The organism is Bradyrhizobium japonicum USDA 6 (assembly GCF_000284375.1).
Classification (GTDB): Bacteria; Pseudomonadota; Alphaproteobacteria; order Rhizobiales; family Xanthobacteraceae; genus Bradyrhizobium; species Bradyrhizobium japonicum.
The window spans coordinates 3573625-3596994 of record NC_017249.1; the positions used below are offsets into that span (position 1 = coordinate 3573625).

Here is a 23370-nt window from a genome sequence, read left to right on the forward strand (position 1 = left end):
CGAGGCTGTTCGCTCCCGATCTCGATATGATGGTCGGACCTCCGCGCCTCAGCGCTTGGCGTTGGCCGATGCCGAGACCGCTACCTCAAGGCTCTGCTGCCAGTAGCGCTCGATCTGGTCGACCAGGGCGGCCGGCAGCGGCACGTAATTGAGCGTCTCGGCCTGCGTCTTTCCGTTCTCCAGCGACCAGCGCATGAAGTCGATGGCCGCTGCCGATCGTTCCTCAGATTTCGGCGCCTTCGGCATCAGCACGAAGGTCGTCGCCGTGATCGGGTAGGCGTCTTCGCCGGGCGCGTCGGTGAGCACGAGATGGAAATCCTTCTCCGCCTTCCAGTCCGCGCTCGAGGCCGCGGCCTGGAACGATGCGGCGTCGGGCACTACGAAATTTCCGGCGCTGTTCTGCACGACGCCAAATGAGATTCTATCCAGCCGTTGCAGCGCGTAAGTGTATTCGAGATAGCCGATCGCGCCCGGAACGAGGCTGACGAGCGAGGCGACGCCGTCATTGCCCTTGCCGCCGAGGCCAAGCGGCCACTCGACCGAGGTGCCTTCGCCCACGCTCGTCTTCCACCGCGGGCTGACCTTGGAGAGGTAGTTCGACCAGTTGAACGTCGTGCCGGATCCGTCGATGCGATGAACCACCGTTATCGCAGTGTTCGGCAGCCTGATGTCGGGGTTGATCGCACGAATGGCCGGATCGTTCCATGATCTCAGCTTGCCGAGATAGATGTCGGCGAGCATCTGGCCGGTGAAGCGGATCTGGCCGGGCTTGACCCCATCGATATTGACGACCGGCACGACGCCCCCGATCACGATCGGGAATTGCATCATGCCGAGCCTGTCCAGCTCCTTGGGATCGAGCGGCATGTCGCTTGCGCCGAAGTCGACGGCCTCTTTCTTGATCAGGCCGACGCCGATGCTCGAGCCGACCGCTTGATAGGTGACGGTGTTGCCGGTCTTCGTCTTGTATGCGTCGATCCATTTCGCCATTACGGGCGAAACGAAGGTCGAGCCGGCTCCCTTGGTCTCGGCCGCCAGGCTCTGCGTGGCGACGAGCAGAGCGGTGAAGATGATGGGAAGTGCAATATGTTTTGTCATGTGCGCGACCCTAACAGGTGGGGCACGAGGCTGATGTGGGTTATGTCACAATAGCGTCGCGAGGCATTCGCACTGGCCATTGCGCATCAATTACACCATGCCGTTAGCGAGCACCCATCGTCCGATTGATGTAGATCAAGATGGTCCGAACCGGCGGGGCCGAGCCGTCCCTCGCTGCAAGGCGCCGGGGGCGAGCACACGAAAATTCGGTAAAACCGCCTGCCAGACTGCCAAATCATGCCGTTTCGCGGCCGGATGGCGGCTTTATTCCCGCCTCGGATGCTTTAAGGAAGGGGCATGATCAGGTCGCCCCCGCCCGGTGGCGGTGCTAGACCCTGATGCAGGAACAATGGGGCCGGGCCGTCTGGCACGCCCGCAAGGATGAAGGATACGAGGCAATGATCAACACGGTTGGCATCATCGGGGCAGGGACCATGGGGAACGGCATCGCGCAGATTTGTGCCGCGGCCGGGCTCTCGGTCGTGATGGTCGACATCTCCGATGCGGCTGTGAACCGCGGGCTGTCGACCGTCGGCGGCAGCCTCGAGCGCCTGGTCAAGAAGGAGAAGATGTCGGCGGCCGATCGCGACGCGACTCTCAAGCGCATCACCGGCACCACCGACCGCGCGAAGCTCGCCGATTGCGACCTCGTCATCGAGGCCGCGACCGAGAACGAGGAGCTCAAGGTCAAGATCCTGAAGGACCTCTGCGCCACGCTGTCGCCGCGCACGCTGCTCGCGACCAACACTTCCTCGATTTCGATCACGAAGCTTGCCGCCGCAACCGATCGCCCCGATCGCTTCATCGGCATGCACTTCTTCAACCCGGTGCCGGTGATGGCACTGCTGGAGCTCATCCGCGGCTTGCAGACCTCCGACGACACCCACGCCAAGGCGCTGGATTTCGCCAAGCGGGTCGGCAAGGTGGCGATCACGGCCAAGAACAGCCCCGGCTTTGCCGTCAACCGCATCCTGTGCCCGATGATCAACGAGGCGATCTTTGCGCTCCAGGAGGGGATCGCGACCGCCGAGGAGATCGATGCCGGCATGAAGCTCGGCTGCAACCATCCGATCGGGCCGCTGGCGCTCGCCGATCTCGTCGGGCTCGACACCATGCTTTCGGTGATGGAGGTCTTCTACAAGGGCTTCAACGACCCCAAATACCGTCCGGCCCCCTTGCTCAAGGAAATGGTCGACGCCGGCCATCTCGGCCGCAAGACCGGCCAGGGCTTCTACACCTATAGCGCCTGATGGCGCCGGCGGCGGGTGCCCGGCATCCGCCGTCCGATCCCCGCAATTTGCGCTGCGACAAAGACGCCGCGCGCAATTGGCCCGACAATGTCGAACGGGCGGCCTGCGGGAACAAATGAACGGATAACGAAGGACATGTCGGATCGATTGAAGGCCGAGCGCGAGGCGGCGGCCGCGCGGCGGAACCTGCTGACCCAGGATGCGATCGAGCGCACCGGGATCACGGAGGAGATGATCGGGGAGCTCGTCACCCGCTTCTACGGACGCGTGCGCGAGGATGCGCTGCTGGGGCCGGTCTTTGCGATCGTGCAGAATTGGGACGAGCATCTCGCCAAACTCAGGGAATTCTGGTCGTCGGTCGTGCTGATGAGCGGCCGCTATCATGGTTCGCCGATGCGGGCGCATGTGCCGCTCAGCCTGGTCGGCGATCATTTCGACCGCTGGCTCGATCTGTTCGAGCAGACCGCGCGCGAGGTCTGTCCGCCGCCGGCGGCCGCGCTCTTCATCGACAAGGCGCGTCGCATCGCCGACAGCTTTGAGATGGCGTCGGCGACCATCGCCGGCCGCATCGCTGCGCCGCGTCACGTGCTCCGGTCCTGACGACAGAAAATCTGCCTGTAAAACGTGCAGTTGTGTCGCTTCGAGGTTGTGCTGCGTGGCCAATAACGCGTTGCACCAATTCCGGCATCATCGGTCTGATCTGCAAAATCATCATGCTGATCGCGCGACGCGACGTTGCAATTGCAAATATGCGCCGGAACGCATTCATTTGCGTTCAACCAAAGCGAGCAAAGACATATTGATGCGCTGCGGCGCCAACTCTCCGCCTTTTTTTCGGCAGAGTTCCAGCGCCTGCTACCGTGCATGTCGCGCGCATCATTCAACACCACTCCCTCATCGTCCAAGAGCACCGCGGAACCTGACGTCGACGCGGGCGCAGAACAGACGCGGCGAACGCTGCTGCTCGGCGCGCTCGCCACGACCGCCTGCCTTGGTTGTTCCACGCAGGCGCGCGCGGGCGAGGATCCGCCAGGCTCCGACGAACGTCCGCAGAAGGGTGATCTCCTCGTCTTCTCCGAAGGCGACCAGGAGGGAAAGCTCATCACTGCGGCCGATCTCCCGGCCGGTGGACCGCCGGTCCATGCGTGGCCGAAGGATCCCAACACGTCGGTGGTGCGCAGCGCCTCGCGCCTCAACGAAATCCTGATCATCAGACTCGATCCTGCCGAACTCGACGAGAAGACCCGCGCGCGTGCCGTCGACGGCATCTTGGCCTATTCGGCGATCTGCTCCCATGCCGGCTGTCCCGTCACCGCCTGGGTCAAGAGCGATGTCGGCGACAAGGATGTGTTCAAGTGCATGTGTCACAACTCTGAATACGATCCCCGCGAGGGCGCGCAGGTCGTGTTCGGGCCGGCCCCGCGGCGGCTTGCCGCGCTGCCGCTCGCGCTCGCTGACGGTTCGCTCAGCGTTGCCGGCAACTTCATCGGAAAGGTAGGTGGCGTGCAGCCAGGATGATGGACGGTGCGGGTTATGCCCGCGTCACGAGAGGCCGCATCCGCCGAGGGGCGGACGACGGGACGAACGACAAGAATTCAAAGCAAGAATTCAAACGGATGAAAAAGGGGAACGTCCATGAAAACTTCCATGACCAGGAAGCAATGGTTACTGTCCGGCTTCGTCGCCTTCACGTGTCTTGCCTCGACCGCCGCCGGCGCCGGCCCGATCGAGAATTATTCTCCCGTCACCGCGCAGCGGCTGGAAAATCCGGAACCCAGCAACTGGATGCTCTATCGGCGCACCTATGACGGGCAGGGCTATAGCCCGCTCGACCAGATCAACACCTCGAACGTCAAGAATCTCACGCCGGTCTGGACGTTTGCCACCGGCGTGGTCGAAGGCCACGAGGCGCCGCCGATCGTCAACAACGGCGTGATGTTCGTGGCGACCCCGATGGGGCAGGTGATCGCGCTGAACGCGAAGACCGGCGACGAGTACTGGCGCTACAAGCGGCAGCTCCCCGACGATCTGTTCCAGTTGCATCCGACCAGTCGCGGTGTCGGCCTCTGGGAGGACAAGCTCTATCTCGCCACCACCGACGACCATGTCGTGGCACTCGACGCCAAGACCGGCAAGGTGGTGTGGGACACCAAGGTGCAGGATTACAAGAAGGGCCAGTACATGACCCTGATGCCGCTGATCATCGACGGCAAGGTCATCGTCGGCGGCTCCGGCGGCGAGTTCGGCGTGCGCGGCTATGTCGCCGCCTACGATGCCAAGGACGGCAAGGAGCTGTGGCGGACCTACACCATTCCGGGCGAAGGCGAGCCCGGTCACGACACCTGGCAGGGCGACGACTGGAAGAACGGCGGCGGCTCGGCCTGGATGACCGGCAATTACGACAAGGAGACCAAGACGATCTATTGGGGTGTCGGCAACGCCGCGCCGTGGCCTGGCGAGATGCACCCCGGCGACAATCTCTACACCTCGTCGGTGCTCGCGCTCGATCCCAGCAACGGCAAGATCAAGACCTATCACCAGTATCACCAGAACGATTCTTGGGACTGGGACGAGGTCGAAGCGCCAATGCTGATCGACCTGCAACGCAATGGGCGCAACATCAAGAGCCTGGTCCATCCCGGCCGCGACGCGATCTTCTGGGTGCTCGAGCGCACGCCGACCAAGATCAACTATGTCGCTGGCTGGCCGTTCGTCTCCACCGACGTCTGGAAGGGCATCGATGCCGAGAGCGGACGGCCGATCGTCGATCCCGATCACAAGCCGACCGTAGGCAAGCGCGTCGAGTTCTGTCCGTCGCTGTGGGGCGGCAAGGACTGGCCGTCAGCGGCCTACAGCCAGAAGACAGGCCTCGTCTACGTGCCCGCCAACGAGAATTTCTGCGGCGGCTTTACCGGCGAGAAGCTTCCGCTCAAGCCCGGCGAACTCTGGCTCGGCACCAAGCCGGAAGACATCGGCCTGAAGACCAAGCCCGGCGCCGATCATTTCGGCGAGCTCCAGGCCTGGGATCCCGTCACCGGCAAGAAGGTGTGGCAGCACAATTTCCCGAAGTCGCAGCTGTTCGGCTCGGTGACGGCGACCGCAGGCGATCTCGTCTTCGTCGGCGGCACCAACGACCGCAACTTCCGCGCCTTCAATGCCAAGACCGGCGAGCTGCTGTGGGAGCAGAAGACCAACTCCGGCATCATGGGCATGCCGTCGTCCTATGAGATCGACGGCACGCAATATATCGCGATCCAGTCCGGATGGGGCGTCGACGCGCAGCGCATCCAGGACGCGCTCGCGACCAACAATATCGGCATCGAATCCAATGTGCCGCAGGGCGGCGTGATCTGGGTGTTCGCGCTGAAGAAATAAGCTCTGCGGGCAGATCGAAGGAAGCGGAGCGTCAGGGGGCAAATGCGGCGGACGGCAACGTCCGCCGCATTTTGCGTATCTTCTTCCCTTCTCTCCTTGTTGTGGGAGAAGGTGGCATAGGCGGCCTTCGGCCGCCGTTCTTAAGAGAACGCCGAAGCGAAGCTTCGGCTAGAGCGCCGCATGAGCGGTTATATCCGCGTACACAAATCGCGAGGGGGCTCGCGGAGACAAACCCCTCACCCAAGCGAGCTCGTGTCACCCAGCGTCGCTGCCCTCTCCCGCAAGGGGAGAGGGCGCATCAATGCGCAGGCGCTGAACCGCTACTTCCCCTGCCGATCAACCTTGTCCTTTTCCTTCTGGTTCATCTCCTGAACCTTCGGATCGGAGCTGGTCTGCCCGGTGGTCTGCGTGGTCGAAGGCGGCGGCGCGCCGGCGTTGGGAAGCGAGTTCTGCTCCGGCGCGGTGGGGCGCGTGGCGGTGGTCGGCGGAGTGGTGCTGCTTTGGGCGAACGCAGCCGTGGTCGTCATGAAAAAGGCGCCCGACAGCAACGAGACTGCGAGCGCCTTTGAGATGTTGGTCATCGATCTGCTCCTGTCAGATCGATGGAAACGGCGCGAGGCCGCTCAATGTTCCGCCTTAGGCCTCCAATTGCTTGCCGAGCGGAAGGCTGCGGATACGCTTTCCGGTCGCGGCGAAGATCGCGTTCATCAGCGCGGGCGCGAATGGCGGAACACCGGGTTCGCCGACGCCGCTCGGCGGCGTGTCGGGTCCGGGCGGGACGATGTAGACGTTGGTTACAAGAGGAGATTCATCCATCCTGAGGACCTGGAAGTCGTCGAAGTTCTTCTGCTCGACCTTGCCGTCCTTGAAGGTGATCGCGCCGTATTTGGCGACGCTCAGCCCCATGATCGCCGCGCCCTCCATCTGCGAGGCGATGCGCTCGGGGTTGACATAGGTGCCGCAGTCGATCGCGGTATCGACCCGCGGCACCGTCAGCTTGCCCTTCTCGTCGACGGCCACCTCGACGATGGTCGCGATGTAGCTGACGAAGCTGCGGTGCACGGCAATGCCGAGGCCGTGGCCTTTCGGCACCTGACGGCCCCATTCGCCCTTCTCGGCGACCAGCTCGACCACCTTGCGCAGGCGCGCGGTGTCGATCGGGTAGCTGTCATAGGGCTCGCCGTAGTTCCACATGTCCTTCACCGCTGGCTTGACGATGCGGGGACTGCCGATCAGCGCGAGCAGTGTCTCCTTCTGGTCGCGCCCGGTCGCCTGCGCGATCTCGCCGACCATCGACTGCACCGCAAAGGCCCGCGGGATGTTCGAGACCGAACGGAACCAGCCGATGCGGGTGAACGCCGCGGCTTCCGGGTTCTCACAGGAGATGTTGGCGATCTCGAACGGCATGTCGACGAGGCCCATGCCGAGCTCGAAGGGTGCCTGGTGGTTTGCACCCGCGGCGAAGGTCGAGGCGATGCTCGGGGCCACGCTGCGGTGGCGCCAGGCGATCACCTTGCCGTTCTTGTCGAGCCCCGCCTCGATCCGCTCGACCGAGACGGTGTGCAGGAAGTCGTGACGGACGTCGTCCTCGCGCGTCCATTGCACCTTCACCGGCGCGCCGAGCTCCCTCGAAAGCAGTGCGGCCTCGAGCGCGAAGTCGCATTTCGACTTGCGGCCGAAACCGCCGCCGAGCAGCGTGACGTTCACCGTGACGTTGTCCTCGGGAATGCCGAGCGTCTTGGCGACGTCCTCGCGGGTGCCGCCGGGACTCTGCACCGGCGCCCAGATCTCCGCCTTGTCACCCTTGACGTCGGCGACCGCCACCGGCGGCTCCATGCTGACATGGGCGAGGTGCGGCAGATAGTATTCGCCGACGACGACCTTGTCGGCGCCTTTCAGCGCAGCGTCTGCGTCACCCTCCTGGCGTACGACGAGGCCCGGTTTGCGTGAGGCTTCCTCGAGCTCCTTGCGATAGGCGACGGAGTCGTATTTGCCGTTGGCGCCGTCGTCCCAGGTCAGCTTCAGCGCGTCGCGGCCCTTGATCGCCGCGCCGGTGTTGCGCGCGATCACCGCAACGCCGCCGAGCGGCTGGAATTTCGACGGCCACGGCCAGCCGCGCACCTGCATCACCTTCTCGACGCCGGGGACCTTCAGCGCGGTGTCCGGATCGAACGAGACCAGCTTGCCGCCGGTCACCGGCGGGCGTGCGATGACGGCATATTTCATGCCCGGCAGGCGTACGTCCGCGCCGTAGCGCGCCTTGCCGGTGGTGATGTCGTGGAGATCGACGATGCCGATCTGGCCCTTGCCGAGATAACGGAAGTCCTTGGGGTCCTTCAGCTTGAGGCCTTCGATGCTCGGCACCGATTGCTTGGCTGCGTCCGCGGCGAGCTCGCCGAAGCCGAGCTTGCGGCCGCTGGCACTATGGACGACCTCGTGGTTGACGGCCTTGACCTCGGTCGCCGGCACGCCCCAGCGCTTGGCCGCGGCCTGCTCCAGCATGGTGCGGGCGGAGGCGCCGATCTGGCGCATCGGGATCAGATAATGCCGCGTGCTGCGGGAGCCGTCGGTGTCCTGGTTGCCGAACTTGACCTCGTCGCCATGGGCCTGCTGCACCTTTACCCTGGACCAGTCAGCCTCCATCTCCTCGGCGACGATCAGCGGCAGGCTGGTGCGCACGCCGGTGCCCATTTCGGCACGATGGGCGAGGATGGTGACGGTGCCGTCGGGCGCAACGGCAACGAAGACGCGCGGGTCGACCACGACGCCGTGCGGCATCTTGCCGGCGCCGGTCTCATAGGCAAACGCCCGGCGCGACATCACGGGGGCGGCGAGCACGAAGCCGCCGGTGATGCCGAGCCCCTTCAGGATGCTGCGGCGCGAGACCTTCTCGACCTTGAGGTTCTTTTCGAAGCCACGGAGCTTCGTCGGGTTCTCGATGAAATTCATGTCACACTCCCGTCGATGCGAGATGGACTGCGTTCTCGATGCGCTGGTAGCAGCCGCAGCGGCAGATGTTGCCGGCCATCGCTTCGCGGATCTGGTCGTGTGACGGCTTGGGATTCTCCATCAGCAGCGCGGCAGCCTGCATGATCTGGCCAGCCTGGCAGAAGCCGCATTGGGGCACGTTGACCTGGCGCCAGGCCTTCTGGACGGGATGGTCGCCGTTCGGATGCAGTCCTTCGATGGTGGTCACCTCGCGCCCGGCGACGTCGTTGATCGACGTGATGCAGGAGCGCACGGCCTCCTTGTCGACGATGACGGTGCAGGCGCCGCACAAGGCCTGGCCGCAGCCAAACTTGGTGCCGGTCAGCCCGGCCTCGTCACGCAGAAACCAGAGTAGCGGGAGATCCGGGTCGCCGTCCCAGCTCTGTTCCTGGCCGTTGATCTTCACCTTGATCATGATGGTCCCTCGCTCTTCATAAGCATGTCGATTTCAACATTGCCGACACAGGTCGGCGCACTGCCCGTTTCGTCGTGTCGCCGCATCCCCGCCCGGTCTCCTGCGCGGGCAAATCCCGGCAGCAAGCAGGAATGCGAATCGTGATGTCCGGATGTGCTCGATACCTCCCGTCTTATTCTTGATTGATTGAATTCGCGCGGCATCGTGACGACGCGATCGTAGCAGAGACCGCGCCGGCCCGGCGTTCACAGCCGGGTGTTCTTGACGGGAAAGGATTGCAACGAAGGTTTGTCAAAAGCAGGGCGCGACATCACGCCGCTGCGCCTGCGAAATGTGCACGACGAAAAAAGCTTCGTCCGGCAGAGACTGCGCGGACGAAGCAGGATGCCTCAGTCGAGGGAGGGAGAAGCGCAGAGGCGCGGACTTCGAGGGGGAAGCGGGCGGCACTGCGCAGTCATTCAGAGACCAGGACTGAGGAGCTCATCTGAGGAGCTCATGGCCCTCGCATCTTGCGTCGTGCGAAGCGGAGGCATCGCAGCGATTTGGTCGGGGACCGGACCGTCCGGCTCGCTGGCGATGGTCGGGGCCAGCGAGCGGACGGGGGCACGGCGAAGGTCTGGCGGCTCCGTTCAGGCGGCCTTGTCAGGCAGCTTTGGCTTTCGCCACGTGGGTCGCTATCGCGTCCATCAGCGCCGGCGACAGGCAGTCATAGGGCTCGAGCCCGATTTCCTTCAGCCGCGAGCGGATGCCTGCCATCTGTTCCGGCTTCACGCCGGATTCGATCACGGAGGAGACGAAGGCGGCGAATTGCGGCGCCTGCGAGCCCTGCTCCTGGAACAGCTCGGGATGGATGAAATCGAGGCCGTAGAACGGATGGCCCTTGTTCTCGATGCGGCCGTACATGTGCGTGCCGCAGGCCTTGCAGGCGTAGCGCTGGATCACCGCCGAGGGATCGACGATCTGGAGCTTGTCGCCGTTCTCGGTCACGCTGACGTTCTGGCGCGGCACCACGGCGACCACCGAGAAGTTCGCGCCTTGCGGCTTCCAGCACTTGGTGCAGCCGCAGGCGTGGTTGTGGGCAACGTCGCCCTTCACCGCGACCTTGACCGGGTGGTCCGTGCATTTGCAGACCAGTGTGCCGCCGGCAAAGTTGCCGCTGCCCTGTTTGACGCCGTTATCGATCGAGGGATGGAGTGCAACAGTCATGGGTCGATCCTCCTTGGGTGTGACGCTTTCGAGCTAGAACACGACGACTGAACGGATGGATTTGCCCTCGTGCATGAGGTCAAAGCCCTTATTGATCTCCTCGAGCTTGAGCACGTGGGTGATCATCGGATCGATCTGGATCTTTCCGTTCATGTACCAGTCGACGATCTTGGGCACGTCGGTGCGGCCGCGTGCGCCGCCGAAGGCCGTGCCGCGCCAGTTGCGCCCGGTGACGAGCTGGAACGGGCGGGTGGCGATCTCCTTGCCGGATTCGGCAACGCCGATGATGATCGAGGTGCCCCAGCCGCGATGGCAGGCTTCCAGCGCCTGGCGCATCACGGTGGTGTTCCCGGTGCAATCGAAGGTGTAGTCGGCGCCACCGTCGGTCAGGTTGACCAGATGCGCGACGATGTCGCCGGTGATCTTCTTGGGGTTGACGAACTCGGTCATGCCGAACCGGCGGCCCCAATCCTCCTTGGAGTCGTTGATGTCGACGCCGATGATCTTGTCGGCGCCGGCCATCTTGGCGCCCTGGATCACGTTGAGGCCGATGCCGCCGAGGCCGAACACGACCACGTTGGAGCCCGGTGTGACCTTCGCGGTGTTGACGACGGCGCCGACGCCGGTGGTGACGCCGCAGCCGATGTAGCAGCTCTTGTCGAAGGGCGCGTCCTCGCGGATCTTGGCGACGGCGATCTCCGGCAGCACGGTGAAGTTCGAGAAGGTCGAGCAGCCCATGTAGTGGTAGACCGGCTTGCCCTTGTAGGAGAAGCGGCTGGTGCCATCGGGCATCACGCCCTTGCCCTGCGTCGCGCGGATCGCGGTGCAGAGATTGGTCTTCTGGCTCAGGCAGCTTTTGCACTGCCGGCACTCCGGCGTGTAGAGCGGGATGACGTGGTCGCCCGGTTTCACCGAGGTCACGCCCGGTCCGATCTCGCGGATGATACCGGCGCCCTCATGACCCAGGATCGACGGGAAGATTCCTTCGCTGTCGAAGCCGTCGAGCGTGTAGGCGTCGGTATGGCAGATGCCCGTCGCCTTGATCTCGACCAGGACTTCGCCTGCCTTCGGTCCTTCCAGATCGACTTCGACGATCTCGAGTGGTTTCTTGGCTTCGAAAGCAACGGCGGCACGTGTCTTCATCGTAAACTCCTCAAATTCTCGCAGGACGCCACGAGGTGGTATCGGTCCTGGTAACCTTCATTTCTTGCCCATGCAGGCGTCTTCCGCCTTGGTGTAGGTCTCGTTCTTCTCCTCCTTCTTGGAGGGACGTTGACGGCCCCACGCCTCGTCGGAGCGCGCGCGCAGATAGACGTAGAGATCGTCCATGTAGCAGGCGACGTTCGGGTTGTCGCCGAAGGCAGGCATGACGTTCTCCTGCGCGGTCGAGATGTTCTTGCGACCGGAGGCGACGACGCCGAGGAAGTCGCCATAGCTCATGGTCTTGACCGAATCCTTCAACGACGGTGCGTAGGTGGATCCCATGCCGTCGGGGCCATGGCAGACGTGGCAGTCGGAGTGATAGCGGCGATATCCGGAATAGGTGAACCAGTCCACGGTGCCGTCGGCCGAAATCTTGTAGGTCGGGTTTCCTTCCTTATCGAGCCACTTTCCGTCGTCTTCCTTCTTGACGGCGGTCGGGTCGCCCGGACCGTCCGCAACAGCAATTCCTCCCGAAGTCACGAAGATGGTCGCAGCGATGACAAAGCAGATTTTACGCAAGAGATGATCCTCGAAGGCATCAGGTGGAGACGAGCCGGCGCGTGGAGTTGATCCACGCGCCGGAGCGACACGAAGGGTGGGCTAGTTCGCCGCTGGCAGCGAGAACACGGTCAGCGTACCGCCGAGTGCCGTGTAGTTGCTGAGAGCCGCGTAGCCACCGACTGCGCCGAGACCGGCGGTCGGATCGGTCAGACCAGCTGCCAGACCGATACCGGCCCAGCCGCCCACGCCGGAGAGCACTGCGACATACTGCTTGCCGCCGTTCTCATAGGTCGTGACGTTGCCGATGATGCCGGAGGGAGTCTTGAACTTGTAGAGCTCCTTGCCGGACTTGGCGTCGACTGCCTTCAGGTAGCCTTCGAGCGTGCCGTAGAACACCACGCCGCCGGCGGTTGCGAGCGCACCCGACCAGACCGAGAACTGCTCCTTGTTCGACCAGACGATCTTGCCGGTCTTGCCGTCCCAGGCGATGAAATTACCCATGTGGGTCTCGCCCGCCGGCGGATACATCGAGAGCGTCGCACCCACATAGGGCTGGCCCGCGGTGTAGCTCACCTTGAACGGTTCGTAGTCCATGCAGACGTGGTTGGTCGGAACGTAGAACAGCTGCGTGTCCGGCGAGTAGGCTGCCGGCTGCTCGTCCTTGGTACCGAGCGCGGCCGGGCAGATGCCCTTCACGTTGTGGTCTTCGCCGGCCTTGTCGGTCGACGCTGCGTCAAGCACCTTCGGACGGCCATAGGTCGCCGAGTTCTTGTCCATGTCGACGCCGGAGGTCCAGTTCACCTTCGGATCGTACTTTTCGGCGACCAGCAGTTCGCCGTTCTCACGGTCCATCGTGTAGGCGAGGCCGTTACGGTCGAAATGAGTCAGCAGCTTGCGCGGCTGGCCGTTGATCTGCTGATCCGAGAGGATCATCTCGTTGACGCCGTCATAGTCCCACTCGTCGTGGGGCGTCATCTGATAGACCCACTTGGCCATGCCGGTGTCCGCGTCACGCGCGAAAATCGTCATCGACCACTTGTTGTCGCCCGGACGCTGCTTCGGATTCCAGGTCGAGGGGTTGCCCGACCCGTAATACACGAGGTTCAGAGCGGGATCGAAGGACATCCAGCCCCAGGTGCAGCCTCCGCCGATCTTCCACTGATCGCCTTGCCAGGTCTTCAGCGAGGAATCGGCTCCGACCGGCTTGCCGAGCGACGTTGTCTTGGCCGGATCGACCTTGATCTGGTCATCCGGACCTTCGGAGAAGGCGCGCCAGACCTGCTTGCCGCTCTTGAGGTCGTAAGCGGTGACGTGGCATTGCACGCCGAACTCGCCGCCGGAGATGCCGACCAGGACCTTGTCCTTGACGACCAGCGCCGCCGACGTACCGGTCTCACCCTTCGCGGGGTTGCCGTTCGTCGCCGACCACTCGACCTTGCCGGTCTTGGCGTCGAGCGCGACGAGGTTGGTGTCGGCCTGATGCAGGATGATCTTGCCGTCACCGTAGGACAGGCCGCGGTTAACCGTATCGCAGCACATCACCGGGATGACGTTCGGATCCTGCTTCGGCTCATACTTCCAGACGATCTTGTTCTCGTTGGAAAGGTCAATAGCATAGACCTTGTTCGGGAACGGCGTGTGGACGTACATCATGTTGCCGATGATCAGCGGGCCGCCTTCGTGGCCGCGCAGCACGCCGGTGGAGAAGGTCCAGGCGACCTGGAGCTTGCCTACGTTTTGTGCGTTGATCTGGTTCAGCTTCGAATAGCGGGTATTGGCGTAGTCTCCCGCGGGCATCACCCAGTCTTTGGGATTCTGCGACATCTTGATCAGCTCGTCATTGGCTGACGCGCTGCCGGCGGCGAGCATCGCCGCGGAGCCAAGATAGGTCGCCATTAGCACCTTGCGCATAGTCATTCCTCCGTTGGTCTCGTTTATTGTTTCCGAAGCATTGCTTAATCACCGGGCTTCTCGTCCGGCGTCTGCTCGTGCAGGGCGGTCACGTTTGGGACCAGAAACGATGCTGTGCTGTTTCCTCCTCCGGATGAGAGCTACGGGTCCACGTGCAGGAGAGGCCCGTTTTTGTTGTTCCTGCCGCAATCCCTAACGACTTCGTCATCGGGAAACTTGCCCAAGAGGGAAGCCGGTTTGCTCGACAGCGCACGGACGCGAAGTTTTTGATTTTGCAGTAGCGAATTCAGCGGCTTCCGCGCGGCTTCGCGACGCCTTCGACGCTCAGGTTCCCCTTGACGGCGCTGCAACTAAGGCGGAGGATTAACCGTCAAGGGTGGCAATGGAACGACCGCGATCGTTGCAACAGACCGCTCAAATTCGAGGTAAACGTCACGCAATCATAGCTGAGGGCTCCGGCAGCGCTGGTTGCGATTCGCGTCGAATCTCCAGATGAAACCAGCGGCTGGATTAATGTCCGACACCATTCACACGCTCTCGACGACCGGCCTGACGCCGAAGCGGCAGATCCAGAGCTGGATCGACGGGCTGACAAGCCTGTGTGGGCATTTCGACGTCGATCCGCTCGAGGCGTCCTCGCTCGAGGGCCGCATCGACTACACCAGCGTCTCGCGCCTGAAGCTCTGCCAGATCGAGGTCAGCCAGCATCGCATCGCGCACACGCTGGCGCGCGCCAAGGCCAATGAACACCCGTACATCAAGATCCACTTCCAGACCTATGGCGTGTCCTATTTCGAGCAGGAAGGCCGCCACATCGAGCTGAACCCGGGCGACATCATCGCCTATGACGTCTCCTGTCCGCATTCCATCATCAGCCCCGCCTTCACCCGCCACGACGTGGTGATCGTGCCGAAGGCCTTGCTGCGCGACCGCGGATTCCCGTCGCAGCGGATGCCGGCCTGCAAATTGTCGGCGAAGACCGGGACGGGGAGGATCGCCCATGATTTTGTTCATGCCACCTTCGACGAGGCGGCCAAGCTGTCGGCGAACAGCGCGGTCGGCGTCGCCGATTCGCTGATCGACCTCTTGCTGCTGCCGTTGCGCGAAGCGGACACGATGTTCGATCGCGTCGGGCCCGAGGCGATGTATGTGCGCGCGCAATTCTTCATCCGCGAGCACCTGCGCGATCCGGATCTGTGCATCGACCAGATCTCCGCAGAGCTCGGCTGCTCCAAGCGCTATCTGCACATGCTGTTCTCCGAGCGCGGCACCACGGTGAGCGACTACATCTGGCAGGCGCGCCTGCAGAACTGCCGCCAGGAGCTCGAGGCACACGGCGGCAAGACCATCACCGACGTCGCCTTCTCCTGGGGCTTCTCCAGCTCATCGCATTTCAGCCGCGTGTTCCGGAAATACTTTGGCGTGGTGCCGTCCTCGATCCACAAGGCCCAGCAGGGCGCCGCGGCCTCGGGCGAGCATTAGGCGAGCGCCGCAGCCGGCGCAGGCCGCGCGGCGATATCTCTCAGGCCGATATGGCGACGTAGGGAATGCTGGTCACGAGAGCGACGAGCAGGACCGCGTTGCCCAGCATTCCGCTCCAATGCAGGCGTCGCAGCCGACGCGGAGCCTCGGCATCTCCGGCGTCCCTCGCGCGGAGCTGGTCGTCCATCCGTTGCATGAACCAGCGGCGTCCCCAGATCGCCAGGGCCGCGAGCAGGCCGACGCCCATCGCGGCGACCAGGCGACCGTCGAGCAGGAAAGCCAGCGCCCCGATCACGCCGGCGATGCGCATCACCAGAAAATGGGCGTTGAACATCCCACGCAATAACTGGGCGACGGGCTGGATATCGAGCTTCACCAGCAGGAAGGCGGGTGAGGCCAGCGTGAAATAGCCCATTGGAAAGAGCAGGATGATCATGACGGCAACGGCGACGCCATCCGGTGTCATGCGATCGGCCTTTCTTGTCCGCCGGTGAGGGGGACGGCACCGGCACACAATCATAGCGGGAAAATGCGCTTCCAACACTAGGCTTTGGTTGGATGCCGGACTCCGATGGGGCAGCCCCGTGCGCCGCGCAAGGTTCAGGCCGGCTCGAGGCCGAGCGACCGCGCGCTCTCGATCCAGATCGGCAACTCGCGTTGATACAGGGCATTGGTTTCCTTGAAGCCGATTGCCGGCTCGAGCACGAAGGTCGCGAGAACCTCCTTCACCTTCGGATCGCTGTTGGCGGCGACGCAGAGCTCCGCCAGGCGGTCGACCACCGGCTGCGGCGTCGCCTTCGGCACGGCCCAGCCGGAGAAACCGCTCACGGTGAAGAATTTTGACGTTGCGCCCTGCTCCGGGAGGGTCTTGATGGCGGGGATCGCGTCGACCTTCTTCGAATGCACGGCGAACACGGTGCCACGGTCGCTTTGCAGGACGGACTGCGCCGCCGTGTAGCTGCCCATTGCGGCGTCGAGCGTGCCTTCCAGCATCCCCGTCCACATCGGCGCTTCGCCGCGGTAGTGAACCGGCTCGATGGAAAGACCGTACTGCTTGTTGAGCTCGTTGATCGTCATGTGCGGAGCCGAGCCCGCGCTATAGGTGCCGAAGTTGACCTTGCCGCTCTTGCGCGCGAAGGCGACGAAATCCTCCAGCGTCTTGACCCCGGTCTTGGGGTTCGCGACCAGCAACAGGCCGGCGCCCGGAATGACACTGACGAGCGTCAGGTCCTTGTCCATGTCGTAGCCGGGATTCTTCATCACGACCCGGTTCATGATGTAGGTGGTCGAGATCGAGCACAGGATGGTGTGGCCGTCGGGCTCGGCGCGGGCGACCTCTGCGGTGCCGATCGCGCCGGAGGCGCCGGGCTTGTTCTCGACCACGACGGTCTTGCCGACCTGCTTGGAGATGAATTCGCCATAGGCGCGCGCGAGCAAATCGGTCTGTCCGCCGGCGGGATAGCTGCAAATCATGCGGATCTGCCGCGACGGCCAATTGCCTTGCGATGCGCCTTGCGCCGAGGCGCCGCGCGCGACGAAGGGCATCGCGAGTGCACTGGTACCGGCGGCGATGAAGTGGCGGCGATCGAATTTTGCGGGCATGATTCCCTCCTGATTTTTGCCGACCCTACTGCATCAGGCTGGGGTGGTAGGCGAGACAGATTGGCGCATTCGACAGGGCCGCGCGGCGCCCATTTGCGCGTCATCCGGGAGATCGGGTCTTCCGCATGACCCGCAGCCGGACGATCTCGGTCAGGGCTACCGCGATCAGGCCGAACGTACCGCCGATCAGCACGTTGACGATGCGCTCCTCGGCGATGCCGCTGGCGCCGCCGGCAAAGGACGCGGCGAGCGCAATGAAGAAGCAGCGCAGGCCGAAGCCGACGACGTAGCGGGAGAACGAGATCAGGGTGAGGGTGGCCGCGAGAATCGCGATGGCGTAGCCGACGCGGCTTTGCGGCAGGGCAAGGCCGGTGAGAAAGCCGAGCGGCGCGCCGACGAAGGCGCCGATCGCCCGCTGCTTCAGCTTGCCGGTGGATGCCGTGAGGTCGCCAACCACGACGCTTGCGGCCGACCACATCACCCATTGTCCCTGCGCGAGGTTGAAGATCTCGACCAGGGCGGCTGCGGCAAAGACCGCCATGGCGGTTGCGGCTGCCGGCAGAAACCAGTCGGCCGCGGGCGGTCCGAGCGAGGTCGCGGCATTGCCGCGCAGCCGCTGGTCGTAAGTCTGGATCGCGCAGACGAGCGCCAGCGCGATCGGAGAGGAGGCGACGATCACGCCGGCATGACGTATCGCTTCCTCGGCGCTCACGCCCTCCCGCACCTCGCAGGCGAGATAGACGGCGGGGATGAACACCCAATTGCCAAGTGTGCGGAAATGTTCGCCATAGCGCGTCCCCGCCACCGCAAGGAAGCCGGCGAGCGCCGTCAGCACCACGAATAGCGGCTTGACCGGAGCTGCAAGGAAAAGCGCGGCAAAGGTGACGAGGATGGCGAGATAATGCCACGCGACGACTTTTGGCGGAAAGTGCTGCCTGAGCGCCGGAATGAGCAGCGAGACCGCGACCAGCCCCAGGTTCAGCAGCGCCGTCTCGCGCAAGATGAAATAGGCGGCGACCATCGGGCCGACGACGATCAGCGCGCGCAGGAGCTCGCCGGTCTTGACTTCGCGGGAGAGGAGATCGCGCAGGCCGGCGGCGGAGGGTGTCGTGGGGGGATTCACGGGGCACCAAAGGGGCGAACGAAACACTATGCATACCACGGAAATGTGGTCGGCACTTTGGGGTGTGGAGCGACGGTCGCACCACACCCTCGCTGTCATCGCCCGGCTTGACCGGCGATCCAGTATTCCCGAGGCGCTTGCGATTGGATCGAGAGGCCGCGACGTACTGGATGCCCCGCCTGCCGCCTACGCCAAAGCTTCGGCGCTCCTGGACCTCAACCCCGGCGAAGCCTTGGCGCAGCCGGGTCGCGGTGCATGACACCGGTGATGTGACGGCACGTGTGGCTACCTACCGCTGAATGATCGTCGCCCAGACATCGCCGAGCACCGCAGGCTCGCGCGGCGGCAGATAGGTGAGGCCGGCCTGGTTGCCGAACTCGGCGATCTTGCCCTCGGCGGCAAGGCTGGTCAGCGCCTTGTTGACCGCATCGATCAGTGCGCCGTCGCTGGTGAGCCCGACATAGCCGCGATTGGCGCCGATCGGATAATAATAGCCCGACGCGGTGATCGTCGTGTCGGTATGCGCGGCGCGGTGGGCATCGAAGCGGCCGAGGTCGATCAGCGTCGCGTCATGGTCGCCGCGCTGGAGCGCGCCGAGGAGATCGTCGCGGCCGGGGACGAGATGGGTGATGCTGTCGATCAGGCGGCCCTTGTCGAAGGTCATCAGGATGGCATCGCCCAGCGAGCCGCTCTCGATCGCAAGGCGAAGGCCGGCGAGGTCGCCGATGCCACCGATCTTGCGGCCCTGCGCTTTCGGTCCGAGTACCACCGTCATCGGCGAATAGACGTAAGGCTGGCTCGGTGCGAGCACGCCGAGCGCGACGCGGCGGCGCCGGTCGTCGCGCGTGGCCCCGGCGAAATCCGGCAAGCGTGCCGTCTTCATGCCGGGCTTGACGAGGGAATCCGTCGTCAGCGCATAGCCGCCGACCAGCGAGCAGCGCCCATCGGAGAGCAAGGCGTTGGCCTCGAGCTGCGGGCTCGAATCCTCGTCCAGCTTGCTCTCGAACCACTGGATCTTCAGCGGCCGGCCGATCCGGTCCGCGATCGCCTGCGCCAGCAGCACGTCGAAGCCTGAATCCGGCTTGCCCTTGTCATGCACCGAGAGCGGAGGCCGGTCCTCGTCGAGGCAAACCTTCAACGGCTCGTCGGCCGCGCGCGCGGCGGTGGTCGCCGCCGCTAGGATCGCGGCGACGCTCCATGCGGCGAGCCAGGCTCTCATGGCTTTCTCCTGCTCGAGACGAAGGCCCAGAGATTGCCGATCTCGTCGTCGCTCAAAATGTCGGCCCAGGGCGGCATCTTGTTGTTCTTGCCGTTCTTCACCGTGGTGACGAAGCGCGTCTTGTCGTCGGGAAAGGCGCGCAGGTCCGGCGTGATGGTGCCGGAATTCATCATGTTGGGGCCGTGGCAATGCGAGCATTTCGAAGCATAGGTCGACTTGCCATGGTCGATCTGTGCCTGCACGGGATTGCCAGTTGCATCGTCCGCGGCACGAACGGTCGCCGCAAGCGCGACCGTCAGCACCGCGACGGTGGCGATCGTCGCCACCGTCTTGTGAGATATGTCCTTCAGCATCGGGCCGTGGTTATTGCTTGACCGCAAAAACCCACAGCGAGCCGCCGGGCGGTACCTTGGCAAGCCGCTCGTCGCCGGAGAACAGCGAGTAGACGCCGCCATAGCCGGAGGTGACGGCAATGTACTGCACGCCATCCTGCTGCCAGGTCACCGGTTGTCCCTCGATGCCCGAGCCGGTCTGGAACTGCCAGAGCTTCTTGCCGGTGTCGGCATCGAAGGCCTCGAACTCGCCGGTCAGCGCGCCCGTGAACACGACGCCGCCCGCGGTCGACAGCACGCCCGAGAAGCGCGGGATGTCGCTCGGTGCTTCCCACTTGGCCTTGCCGGTCATGGGATCGATCGCCTTCAGATGACCGCGCGGGCCGTCACCCCACTCCCAGAGGTCGGTGAGGTCCATGCCGAGATACCATTCGCCCTGCTTGAAGGTCACGGGCTCGGTCTTGTACCTGCCGCCGAAGGCGAGCGTGTTGGCATAGGCGAGGCCGGTCTGCGGATTGAACGACATCGGCTCCCAGTTCTTGCCGCCGAGGATCGACGGATAGACGGTGACCTTCTTGCCGTCGCGCGCGTCCTTCGTGACGTCGGTCTCGATCGGCTTACCGGTCTTCATGTCGACGCCGGTTGCCCAATTCACCTTCACGTAAGGATTGGCCGCAAGCAGCTTTCCGTTGGTGCGGTCGAGCACGTAGAAGAAGCCGTTGCGGTTGGCGTCCATCAGCACCTTGGTCGGCTTGCCCTCGACATTCATGTCGGCGAGGACCATCTCGGCCACCGAATCATAGTCGAACGGATTGTTCGGCGAGAACTGGTAGTGCCACTTGATCTTGCCGGTCTTGGGATCCATCGCCAGCACGGAGCAGGTGTAGAGGTTGTCGCCGGGACGCACCGCCGAGTTGAACGGTCCGGGATTGCCGATGCCCCAATAGACCGTGTTGAGCTCGGGATCGTAGGAGCCGGTGATCCAGGTCGAGCCGCCGCCCAACTTCCAGGTGTCACCCTTCCAGGTGTCGCCACCGGGCTCGTCGGGCGAGGGGATCGAATGGGTACGCCAGAGATGCTTGCCCGTCGCCGGATCCCAGCCGTCGATGAAGCCGCGGGTGCCGAACTCGGCGCCGGAGATGCCGGTGATGACGACACCGTCGGCGACCAGCGGCGCCACCGTCATCGAATAGCCTTCCTTGATGTCGGCGGCCTTCTGTCGCCACAACTCCTTGCCGTCCTTGGCATCGAGCGCGATCACGTTGGCGTCGAGCGTGGTGCGGAAGACCTTGCCGTCATAGAGCGCGGCGCCGCGGTTGATGATGCCGCAGCAGACGATGCGCGGCGTCTCGGCGGGATACTCGACCTTGGATTTCCAGATCTGTTTCCCGGTCTTGGCGTCGACCGCCATGGTGGCGTTGTGCGAGGTCACGTAGATCACGCCCTGGTACACCAGCGGCTGCGATTCCTCGCTGCGATCGTCGTTGAAACTGTAGTTCCAGACCGGGACGAGATTCTTGACGGTGTCCTTGTTGACCTGGTTCAGCGTCGAGAAGCGCTGCAGATTGTAGCCCATCCCGTAATTGAGAACGTTCGATGTATCGGTCGCGCCCTTGACCAGTTGCTCGGTGGTCTGTGCGCTCGCACAAGTCGATGCAAGCATGACGAGGCTCGCGGCCATCGCAAAGCGTTTCATCCGTTCCTCCCAATATGCGCGCCTTTTGACGCTGCGGGAGCAACACTCCGCCCGAACGCAAAACACGTCAATACGAAAGTCGTAAGTCCGTCGCCGATATGTTGGATGCCAGATGCCGGTCACCTGACAGAAACCTGACAACCGACTTTCACTTGTGCGCAGACGCTGAAAAAATTCCGTGGCATGAAGCAGTGCCGGCTTCGGCTGCTCTGCTCGGCCGTCGGGTTCCGCGAGTTGTGCGGTGCGCAGGTTGCAATTCCGGACTTGAACCGGGGCTCGCTTGTGGACTTATGTCGTTTCGATCCCGAACGAATCGGGGGCTGGTGGCTGGTCAGGAGGGTTTGATGATTTCACGTCGCTCAGTTGCGCTTGCGCTCACGATTGCAGTGCTGTCCGGTCCAGCGTGGGCTGCTTCCGGCAACGCCGTAAAGATGTTCGATACCGACAATGACGGCACGCTCGATCTCGCCGAGGTGAAGAAGGCCGCTGCCGCGCTGTTCGCAAAGCTCGATCCCGATCACGACGGCACGCTTGACGCGCGCGAATTGCGCGGACGGTTAACGGCGAAAGAACTCGCCGCCGCCGATCCCGATCGCGACGGGACTCTCACGCTCGACGAATATCTCGCGGTGGTGGAGCAGCGCTTCAACGCAGCGAATCCCGACAAGGACGGAACGCTGGATGCGAAGGAGCTGAACTCGCGCGCCGGCCGCGCGCTGGTGCGCTTGTTGCGGTGAGAGATGCGGCGCTTGACTGGGAGCGAAGGCGATTTGCCCGAGAGGGAAATTCGCGAGCATAATGCGACAGTTCGCTGTGTTTGCGCTTCGATTCCAGGCTTGCGCTGCACCTGACGCAGCCCTAGGTTTTGCCCCGCGCGATGTCGCGCTCAATACCCTTGGGAGACCCGAATGGCTTGGAAAGCTCCGAAGATCGCGGAAGTGCCGGTCGGCATGGAAATCAACATGTACGCCTGCGCTGCGCGCAAGTAAGACTGACGACCTGCCGCGGCTTCGATGGCGGACGCCGTCGAAGCCGTGGTAGTGTTCGCAATGCGCCTTGGAGCCCACACGATCTGGACGGCAATTGCGTTCGGTGTTGCGCTTGCACCGGCGTGTGTCAGTGCCGAAGAGGGCTTCGATACCGAGCACATCTTCGGCTTCATGATCGGCACCGACGTCGGCAATCCCGGCGAGCGCGAATTCCAGACCCAAACGACAGGGAGCTTCGGCAAGGGCGGCGGTACCTATCGCGCCCTCCAGCAGGAGGTCGAGATCGAGGTCGTGCCGCTGCCGAACTTCCGTGTCGAGGTCGGCGGCACCGCCACGCTGCACGACATCACCGGCGTTCCCGATATCGACGACCGCCGCCAGTTCAATTTCCAGGGCGCCTCGCTCGACCTGCGTTACCGCCTGCTCGACCGCGAGCGCGCGCCGTTCGGGTTGACTGTCGCCGCCGAACTCCATGGCGATCGCATCGACGAGACCAGCGGCGCGAAGGGACGGATGTACGGCTCCGAATTCACGCTCGCTTTCGACCGTGAGCTGATTCCGAACTACGCCATCGCAGCGCTCAATCTGATCTATCAGCCGGAATGGGCGCGCTTCGAGGTGGCGGGGGTGTCCGAGAAGAGCTCGACGATCGGCGCGGCCTTTGGCGCCATGGTGCGCGTGCGCCCCAATTTTCTGCTCGGTGGGGAAATGCGCTACTTCCGCCAGTATGAGGGCATCGGCCTCGGTGAGTTCTCGGGCCAGGCGCTGTTTGTCGGTCCGACCGCCTATTTCCAGCTATCGGAGAAGTCGCGGCTCACTCTGAGCTGGAGCATGCAGGCCTGGGGCCGCCCGGCCGGATCAGGCGGCAATCTCGACCTCGTCAATTTCGAGCGTCATCAGGCGCGATTGGTGTTTGGGGTAAACTTCTAGGTGTTTGTTCCGCCTCTGCCCGCGCGCGGGGAGAGGGAACATCCCGTCCG

At 63.7% G+C, this 23370-nt stretch carries 22 protein-coding genes; 8 read left to right on the forward strand and 14 right to left on the reverse strand.

Going from position 1 to position 23370, the window contains the following annotated elements; translation table 11 throughout:
- Nucleotides 1-48: 48 nt before the first annotated feature.
- Nucleotides 49-1098 carry a phosphate ABC transporter substrate-binding protein PstS gene (pstS, locus tag BJ6T_RS16655; protein ID WP_014493605.1) on the reverse strand — a complete coding sequence of 350 codons (1050 nt, stop codon included), beginning with the start codon at nt 1096-1098 and terminating at the stop codon, nt 49-51.
- A gap of 338 nt (nt 1099-1436) precedes the next feature.
- Here pstS and BJ6T_RS16660 point away from each other — a divergent pair, with 338 nt between their 5' ends.
- From BJ6T_RS16660 to BJ6T_RS16675, 4 genes are all read left to right on the forward strand, one after another.
- A complete protein-coding gene (locus tag BJ6T_RS16660) occupies nt 1437-2348 on the forward strand; it encodes a 3-hydroxybutyryl-CoA dehydrogenase (protein ID WP_014493606.1) in 912 nt (303 codons plus the stop codon).
- A 135-nt stretch (nt 2349-2483) separates the two neighbouring features.
- Nucleotides 2484-2948 carry a group III truncated hemoglobin gene (locus BJ6T_RS16665; RefSeq protein ID WP_039152740.1) on the forward strand — a complete coding sequence of 155 codons (465 nt, stop codon included), beginning with the start codon at nt 2484-2486 and terminating at the stop codon, nt 2946-2948.
- 264 nt (nt 2949-3212) lie between these two features.
- The gene (locus BJ6T_RS16670; protein ID WP_014493608.1) at nt 3213-3866 is read left to right on the forward strand and encodes a QcrA and Rieske domain-containing protein; all 654 of its coding nucleotides are present in this window, start codon (nt 3213-3215) and stop codon (nt 3864-3866) included.
- 129 nt (nt 3867-3995) lie between these two features.
- On the forward strand, nt 3996-5723 hold the full coding sequence (locus tag BJ6T_RS16675; protein ID WP_014493609.1) for a methanol/ethanol family PQQ-dependent dehydrogenase: 1728 nt from the start codon (nt 3996-3998) through the stop codon (nt 5721-5723).
- Between the two features lie 320 nt (nt 5724-6043).
- Here the strand turns inward: BJ6T_RS16675 and BJ6T_RS16680 are convergent, their stop codons facing one another.
- The 7 genes from BJ6T_RS16680 to xoxF5 form a co-directional block, all read right to left on the reverse strand.
- Nucleotides 6044-6304 (reverse strand): hypothetical protein, encoded by a 261-nt coding sequence (locus tag BJ6T_RS16680; RefSeq protein WP_014493610.1) that lies wholly within the window; start codon nt 6302-6304, stop codon nt 6044-6046.
- Nucleotides 6305-6359: 55 nt separating this feature from the next.
- Complete coding sequence (locus tag BJ6T_RS16685; protein ID WP_014493611.1) at nt 6360-8672, reverse strand: xanthine dehydrogenase family protein molybdopterin-binding subunit; 2313 nt, start codon at nt 8670-8672, stop codon at nt 6360-6362.
- A gap of 1 nt (nt 8673) precedes the next feature.
- Nucleotides 8674-9126, reverse strand: coding sequence for a (2Fe-2S)-binding protein (locus BJ6T_RS16690; RefSeq protein WP_014493612.1), 453 nt, complete (start codon nt 9124-9126; stop codon nt 8674-8676).
- A 642-nt stretch (nt 9127-9768) separates the two neighbouring features.
- Complete coding sequence (gfa, locus tag BJ6T_RS16695) at nt 9769-10332, reverse strand: S-(hydroxymethyl)glutathione synthase (protein WP_014493613.1); 564 nt, start codon at nt 10330-10332, stop codon at nt 9769-9771.
- Nucleotides 10333-10365: 33 nt separating this feature from the next.
- Entirely contained in the window at nt 10366-11475 is a 1110-nt protein-coding gene (locus BJ6T_RS16700) for an S-(hydroxymethyl)glutathione dehydrogenase/class III alcohol dehydrogenase (protein WP_014493614.1), read from the reverse strand.
- A 57-nt stretch (nt 11476-11532) separates the two neighbouring features.
- Entirely contained in the window at nt 11533-12054 is a 522-nt protein-coding gene (locus tag BJ6T_RS16705; RefSeq protein ID WP_014493615.1) for a c-type cytochrome, methanol metabolism-related, read from the reverse strand.
- Nucleotides 12055-12135: 81 nt separating this feature from the next.
- A complete protein-coding gene (gene xoxF5, locus BJ6T_RS16710) occupies nt 12136-13947 on the reverse strand; it encodes a lanthanide-dependent methanol dehydrogenase XoxF5 (RefSeq protein WP_014493616.1) in 1812 nt (603 codons plus the stop codon).
- Between the two features lie 513 nt (nt 13948-14460).
- On the opposite strand from xoxF5, the gene BJ6T_RS16715 reads away from it, so the two are divergent.
- Nucleotides 14461-15429: a helix-turn-helix domain-containing protein gene (locus BJ6T_RS16715; RefSeq protein WP_014493617.1), complete on the forward strand. Its 969-nt coding sequence runs from the start codon at nt 14461-14463 to the stop codon at nt 15427-15429.
- Nucleotides 15430-15469: 40 nt separating this feature from the next.
- On the opposite strand, the gene BJ6T_RS16720 is transcribed toward BJ6T_RS16715, so the two are convergent.
- The 6 genes from BJ6T_RS16720 to BJ6T_RS16745 form a co-directional block, all read right to left on the reverse strand.
- Nucleotides 15470-15895, reverse strand: a complete 426-nt coding sequence (locus BJ6T_RS16720; RefSeq protein WP_014493618.1) for a hypothetical protein — start codon at nt 15893-15895, stop codon at nt 15470-15472.
- A 134-nt stretch (nt 15896-16029) separates the two neighbouring features.
- Nucleotides 16030-17031, reverse strand: coding sequence for a Bug family tripartite tricarboxylate transporter substrate binding protein (locus BJ6T_RS16725; protein WP_014493619.1), 1002 nt, complete (start codon nt 17029-17031; stop codon nt 16030-16032).
- Between the two features lie 100 nt (nt 17032-17131).
- On the reverse strand, nt 17132-18154 hold the full coding sequence (locus BJ6T_RS16730; RefSeq protein WP_014493620.1) for an FUSC family protein: 1023 nt from the start codon (nt 18152-18154) through the stop codon (nt 17132-17134).
- 289 nt (nt 18155-18443) lie between these two features.
- The gene (locus BJ6T_RS16735; RefSeq protein WP_014493622.1) at nt 18444-19373 is read right to left on the reverse strand and encodes a type 2 periplasmic-binding domain-containing protein; all 930 of its coding nucleotides are present in this window, start codon (nt 19371-19373) and stop codon (nt 18444-18446) included.
- Nucleotides 19370-19726 (reverse strand): c-type cytochrome, encoded by a 357-nt coding sequence (locus BJ6T_RS16740; protein ID WP_014493623.1) that lies wholly within the window; start codon nt 19724-19726, stop codon nt 19370-19372. The genes BJ6T_RS16735 and BJ6T_RS16740 overlap by 4 nt, the downstream gene beginning before the upstream one ends.
- Before the next feature lie 10 nt (nt 19727-19736).
- Nucleotides 19737-21401, reverse strand: a complete 1665-nt coding sequence (locus BJ6T_RS16745) for a methanol/ethanol family PQQ-dependent dehydrogenase (RefSeq protein ID WP_014493624.1) — start codon at nt 21399-21401, stop codon at nt 19737-19739.
- A 344-nt stretch (nt 21402-21745) separates the two neighbouring features.
- Between BJ6T_RS16745 and lanM the strand changes: the two genes are divergently transcribed.
- From lanM to BJ6T_RS16760, 3 genes are all read left to right on the forward strand, one after another.
- Nucleotides 21746-22138 carry a lanmodulin LanM gene (gene lanM, locus BJ6T_RS16750; protein WP_014493625.1) on the forward strand — a complete coding sequence of 131 codons (393 nt, stop codon included), beginning with the start codon at nt 21746-21748 and terminating at the stop codon, nt 22136-22138.
- 171 nt (nt 22139-22309) lie between these two features.
- Entirely contained in the window at nt 22310-22390 is an 81-nt protein-coding gene (pqqA, locus tag BJ6T_RS16755; protein ID WP_039227747.1) for a pyrroloquinoline quinone precursor peptide PqqA, read from the forward strand.
- Nucleotides 22391-22414: 24 nt separating this feature from the next.
- Nucleotides 22415-23320, forward strand: a complete 906-nt coding sequence (locus BJ6T_RS16760; protein ID WP_014493626.1) for a DUF6662 family protein — start codon at nt 22415-22417, stop codon at nt 23318-23320.
- Nucleotides 23321-23370 lie beyond the last annotated feature (50 nt).

Excerpts from the sequence above, each read along its gene's own strand:
- BJ6T_RS16735 (WP_014493622.1), bottom strand. The coding sequence starts at position 19,373 with ATGAGAGCCTGGCTCGCCGCATGGAGCGTCGCCGCGATCCTAGCGGCG.
- BJ6T_RS16700 (WP_014493614.1), bottom strand. The coding sequence starts at position 11,475 with ATGAAGACACGTGCCGCCGTTGCTTTCGAAGCCAAGAAACCACTCGAG.
- BJ6T_RS16745 (WP_014493624.1), bottom strand. The coding sequence starts at position 21,401 with ATGAAACGCTTTGCGATGGCCGCGAGCCTCGTCATGCTTGCATCGACT.
- gfa (WP_014493613.1), bottom strand. The coding sequence starts at position 10,332 with ATGACTGTTGCACTCCATCCCTCGATCGATAACGGCGTCAAACAGGGC.
- xoxF5 (WP_014493616.1), bottom strand. The coding sequence starts at position 13,947 with ATGCGCAAGGTGCTAATGGCGACCTATCTTGGCTCCGCGGCGATGCTC.
- BJ6T_RS16675 (WP_014493609.1), top strand. The coding sequence starts at position 3,996 with ATGACCAGGAAGCAATGGTTACTGTCCGGCTTCGTCGCCTTCACGTGT.
- pstS (WP_014493605.1), bottom strand. The coding sequence starts at position 1,098 with ATGACAAAACATATTGCACTTCCCATCATCTTCACCGCTCTGCTCGTC.
- BJ6T_RS16725 (WP_014493619.1), bottom strand. The coding sequence starts at position 17,031 with ATGCCCGCAAAATTCGATCGCCGCCACTTCATCGCCGCCGGTACCAGT.
- pqqA (WP_039227747.1), top strand. The coding sequence starts at position 22,310 with ATGGCTTGGAAAGCTCCGAAGATCGCGGAAGTGCCGGTCGGCATGGAA.
- lanM (WP_014493625.1), top strand. The coding sequence starts at position 21,746 with ATGATTTCACGTCGCTCAGTTGCGCTTGCGCTCACGATTGCAGTGCTG.
- BJ6T_RS16760 (WP_014493626.1), top strand. The coding sequence starts at position 22,415 with ATGGCGGACGCCGTCGAAGCCGTGGTAGTGTTCGCAATGCGCCTTGGA.
- BJ6T_RS16715 (WP_014493617.1), top strand. The coding sequence starts at position 14,461 with ATGTCCGACACCATTCACACGCTCTCGACGACCGGCCTGACGCCGAAG.
- BJ6T_RS16660 (WP_014493606.1), top strand. The coding sequence starts at position 1,437 with ATGCAGGAACAATGGGGCCGGGCCGTCTGGCACGCCCGCAAGGATGAA.
- BJ6T_RS16670 (WP_014493608.1), top strand. The coding sequence starts at position 3,213 with ATGTCGCGCGCATCATTCAACACCACTCCCTCATCGTCCAAGAGCACC.
- BJ6T_RS16720 (WP_014493618.1), bottom strand. The coding sequence starts at position 15,895 with ATGACACCGGATGGCGTCGCCGTTGCCGTCATGATCATCCTGCTCTTT.
- BJ6T_RS16740 (WP_014493623.1), bottom strand. The coding sequence starts at position 19,726 with ATGCTGAAGGACATATCTCACAAGACGGTGGCGACGATCGCCACCGTC.
- BJ6T_RS16665 (WP_039152740.1), top strand. The coding sequence starts at position 2,484 with ATGTCGGATCGATTGAAGGCCGAGCGCGAGGCGGCGGCCGCGCGGCGG.
- BJ6T_RS16680 (WP_014493610.1), bottom strand. The coding sequence starts at position 6,304 with ATGACCAACATCTCAAAGGCGCTCGCAGTCTCGTTGCTGTCGGGCGCC.
- BJ6T_RS16685 (WP_014493611.1), bottom strand. The coding sequence starts at position 8,672 with ATGAATTTCATCGAGAACCCGACGAAGCTCCGTGGCTTCGAAAAGAAC.
- BJ6T_RS16690 (WP_014493612.1), bottom strand. The coding sequence starts at position 9,126 with ATGATCAAGGTGAAGATCAACGGCCAGGAACAGAGCTGGGACGGCGAC.